This window comes from Achromobacter sp. DMS1, assembly GCF_001270295.1.
This window is the reverse complement of sequence record NZ_LHSJ01000329.1, coordinates 1-4,107: the sequence shown is the minus strand read 5'-3', so window position 1 is coordinate 4,107 and position 4,107 is coordinate 1. Positions and strand designations below refer to the sequence as shown.

Here is a 4,107-nt window from a genome sequence, read left to right as displayed (position 1 = left end):
GCCTTGCGCAGACCGGCCTCGCGCCGGCTGTTGTTCTGGGGCCTGGGCGGCGGCGATGTCGTTCTGGATGTGGCAGATCTTGGCCGCGCAGCCGCGCTGGGCGGAGCAGTCGGTCGCGGCCTGGGCGGCGGGGGCGAGCACCGCGGCGGCGAAGGCCGCGGCCAGGGTCTTGAGGACGGGGGACATGAGGCGCATCTCCGGAAAAAGGGCCAGGCTCCATCTTCGCCCAGTCCGGCCCCCGGACACAATGCGCGGCGCGGATCAGCGGATCAGCGAACCGGCCAGGGCGGCGACGATGAGCAGCACGCCTAGCCAGAGGTTGGCGCGGAACAGCATGAAGTTGCGGTCCGGGCGCTGGATGTCGAACACCTTGAGCTGCCAGGCCAGGTGCAGCGCCACGGCCGCGATGCCCGCGAAATAGGCCCATGACATGCCCATGGCGTAGCCGCCCCAGGCCCACAGCGCCACGGTCGCGAGATAGAAGCCGCCGATCCAGAGCTTGCCCTGGTCGCCGAAGCGCATGGCGGTGGAATGCAGGCCCAGCCTGAGGTCGTCGCGCACGTCCACGTAGGCGTAGATGCTGTCGTAGCCCACCTGCCACAGCACCGCGCCGGCCCACATGGCGATGGCGGCCAGGGGCACCTGGTTCTGCGTATCGGACCAGGCCATCAGCATGCCCCAGTTGAAGCAGATGCCCAGCACCACCTGCGGCCAGTAGGTCACGCGCTTGCACAGCGGATAGATGAAGACGAAGGGCAACACCGCCACGGCCAGCCAGCGGCTCATCTCGTTGATGAAGAAAAGCAGCGATCCGCACACCAGGAGCTGGCCCAGCAGGAACCAGACCGCGTTCCGCATGCTCAACTGGCCGCTGGTGAGCGGTCGGAAGCGCGTGCGCTCCACGTGCTTGTCGAAGTTGCGGTCGCACATGTCGTTGACCGTGCAGCCGATGCCGCGCATGAGCAGCGCGCCCAGCGAAAAGACGATGAGGCGCTTCAGGTCGGGCAGGCCGCCCGCGGCCTGCACCAGCGCCGCAATGCACGGCAGCAGCGTCAGCCAGGTGCCGATGGGCCGGTCGAGCCGGCAGAGGCGCGCATAGGGGCGCCACGACCGGGGAAGCCAGCGTTCAACCCAGTCGGTAAAGACGATGTCGCTGAGATCGGCGGGAGTGGAGTTGGGGGCGCTCACGGTAATCGCGGTGACGGGAACTCGAAACGGACAGCATAAAACAACGACGGCCGGGCATTGCACCCGGCCGTCGGCGAGGCGGCGGTCAGGCCGTGTATTCCTTGAGCAGCTTGCCCAGGATGGCGATGCCGGCGCGGATCTTGTCTTCGGGCACGGTGGCGAAGCTCAGGCGCATGGTGTTGGCGCGCCCGCCGCCGCTGTAGAACGGCGCGCCGGGCACGAACGCCACGTTCTGCTCGATGGCCTTCTGCAGCAGGGCGGTGCTGTCGATGTGGCCGGGCAGCGTCACCCACAGGAACATGCCGCCTTCGGGGCGCGTCCAGCTCACGGTGTCGGGGAACTCGCGCTCGATGGCCTCCAGCATGCAGCGGCCCTGCTTGCGGTAGATTTCGCGCACGTTGGGCAGGTGCTCCTGCAGGAAGCCGTCCTTGACGATCTCGTAGACCGCCATTTGCGTCAGCGTGGGCGTATGCAGGTCGGTGGCCTGCTTGGCCTGCACCAGCTTGTCGATGATGGGGCGGGCCGCCGCGATGAAGCCCAGGCGCAGGCCGGGCGCCAGCACCTTGGAGAAGGTGCCCAGGCGGATCACATTGGCGCCGTACTCGGTGGCCAGGGTGAAAAGGCCAGGCTGCGGTTCGCCGGCGTAGCGCAGCTCGCCGTAGGGGTCGTCTTCGATGATGGCCAGGCCGAGCTCGGCGGCGCGCTTGAGCAGGGCGATGCGGCGCTCCAGGCTCAGGGTGCGGCCGGTGGGGTTCTGGAAGTTGGGCAGCGCATACAGGAAGCGCGCGCCCGCGGCCAGCTCGGGGGTGATGGCCTCGGGAATCAGGCCGCCCTCGTCGGTGGGCACGGGCACGTACTGCGGCTGGTACAGGCTGAACGACTGCAGCGCGCCCAGGTAGCTGGGGTCTTCGACCAGCACCTTGCTGTCCTTGTCGATCAGCACCTTGCCCAGCAGGTCCAGCGCCTGCTGCGAGCCCGACACGATGAGGATCTGCTCGGGCGACACCTGGGCGCCGGCGGCGGCGAGGTCGGCCGCGACCCACTCGCGCAAGGGACGATAGCCTTCCGTGGGGCCGTACTGCAGGGCTGCGCGGCCATTGGTGGCCAGTACCTTGTCGAACGCGGCTCGCACGACTTCCACCGGGAAGCCAGCCGGCGCCGGCAGGCCGCCGGCGAACGAGATGACTTCGGGGCGCTCCGTTACCTTGAGAATCTCGCGGATGGCGGAACTGGTGAGCTGCTGGGCGCGTTCCGAGAAGGAAAACGCAGGTTCGATAGGCTTGTCCATGGAAGTGCTTCTTGAGAAAAGAAGAGGAAAAAAACGGGAAAAACGTCGGGGGAAAATACGCCTTCGGCTTGCTGCCCCGGAGGGCGCGAAAAAACAATTGTCCCATACGGCGGCCGGCCGGCCCCGTTTCCGGGCCACTGCGCCTAAAATCACTTGCATCGAAAACCGCCGGTACAGTTACATTTTTCCGCCATGTTCCAAGCCGCTCCTCTTTCCGCCGAATCCAAGCCCGGGCTGTATGCCGGGCTGGCCGCCCAGGCCGCGCCCTGCTCGAAGGCGAGCGCGACCGCATCGCCAACGCGGCCAACCTGAGCGCGCTGGCGTTCCAGGCGCTGCCGGACCTGAACTGGGCTGGCTTCTATTTCTACGACGGCACGGAACTGGTGCTGGGGCCGTTCCAGGGCAAGCCGGCCTGCGTGCGCATTCCCCTGGGCCGCGGCGTGTGCGGCGCGGCGGCCAGCCAGCGCCAGACCCAGGTGGTGGCCGACGTCGACGCCTTTCCCGGCCATATCGCCTGCGACGCGGCCTCGCGCTCGGAAATCGTGGTGCCGCTCGTGCGCCGCGGCGAACTGATCGGCGTCTGGGATGTGGACAGCCCGCTGCCCGGCCGCTTCGACGACGAAGACCGCCAGGGCATGGAAGCGCTGTGCCGCGTCTTCATCGACAGCCTGGGCTGAACGCGTCCGCCGCCGGCGCGTTGACAGCCGCCAGTGCGCCGGGTAGATTGCCTCTCCCGCACCGCATGTCATTCATTCCGGTTTCCATGATCCAGGCCTTGCCGTTTGCCAGTTTTTTCCGCGCCATGTGCGTGGCGCTGGCCGCTGCCGGCCTGAAATCCAAAAAACAGCCGCTCATCTGACCGGAGCTTGCTGTTCCGTCAGATGGGCGACGGAACAGCGGCTTTGCGGCGGCGCCAGGCGGCGCGCGTGTTTTCCCCCGGTCTTCCCGAGCACTTCTGTACGGTTCCCCCTCGGTCCGCTACTGAAGGAGTGTTCATGTCATCCCCCGCTTCCGTGTTCCAGGGCGTCTGGATTCCGCTCGTCACCCCCTTTTCGGACGGCGCCGTCGACGGCGCTGCGCTCAGGCGCCTGGTGCGCCACGTCCGGGCCGCCGGCGTCGACGGCCTGGTGGTCTGCGGCAGCACTGGCGAAGCCGCCTCCCTGGACGATGCCGAACAGCTCGCCGTGGTGGACGCCGTGCTCGGCGAAGCCGGCGGGCTGCCCGTGGCCATGGGCCTGGCGGGCAATCACCAGGGCCACGCGCTGCGCCGCCTCGCGGCATTCGGCACGCGGCCGCTGGCCGGCATTCTCGCGCCCGCCCCCTATTACGTGCGGCCCGGCCAGCAGGGCGCGTCGGCGTACTTCCGCACCCTGGCCGACGCCTCGCCGTTTCCCCTCATCCTCTACGACATTCCGTACCGCACCGGCGCCGAACTGGAAACCGGCACCCTGCTGGCACTGGCCGAGCATCCGAACATCGCCGCCATCAAGGACTGTGGCGGCTCGCTGGACAAGTCCGCCGCGCTGATCGCCGACGGCCGGCTGCGCGTGCTGGCGGGCGAAGACCTGCTGGCGTTGCCGCTGCTGTGCCTGGGGGCCCGCGGAATGATCGCGGCGGCCGCGCACGTCCGC

The 4,107-nt window shown here is 68.4% G+C and carries 3 protein-coding genes and 2 pseudogenes; 2 read left to right on the top strand and 3 right to left on the bottom strand.

From position 1 onward, the window contains the following. From AD428_RS23620 to AD428_RS23610, 3 genes and pseudogenes are all read right to left on the bottom strand, one after another. Positions 1–186, bottom strand: a pseudogene (locus tag AD428_RS23620) (DUF1090 domain-containing protein); the annotation flags it as partial. Between the two features lie 75 nt (positions 187–261). After that, positions 262–1,188, bottom strand: coding sequence for a 4-hydroxybenzoate octaprenyltransferase (gene ubiA / locus AD428_RS23615; RefSeq protein WP_053245532.1), 927 nt, complete (start codon positions 1,186–1,188; stop codon positions 262–264). Between the two features lie 85 nt (positions 1,189–1,273). After that, on the bottom strand, positions 1,274–2,476 hold the full coding sequence (locus tag AD428_RS23610; RefSeq protein ID WP_053246776.1) for a PLP-dependent aminotransferase family protein: 1,203 nt from the start codon (positions 2,474–2,476) through the stop codon (positions 1,274–1,276). A gap of 192 nt (positions 2,477–2,668) precedes the next feature. Here AD428_RS23610 and AD428_RS23605 point away from each other — a divergent pair. Beyond that, positions 2,669–3,153: pseudogene (locus tag AD428_RS23605) on the top strand (GAF domain-containing protein). A gap of 318 nt (positions 3,154–3,471) precedes the next feature. After that, positions 3,472–4,107, top strand: a 636-nt coding sequence (locus AD428_RS23600; protein WP_053246775.1) for a dihydrodipicolinate synthase family protein, incomplete at its 3' end; no start/stop codon positions are given.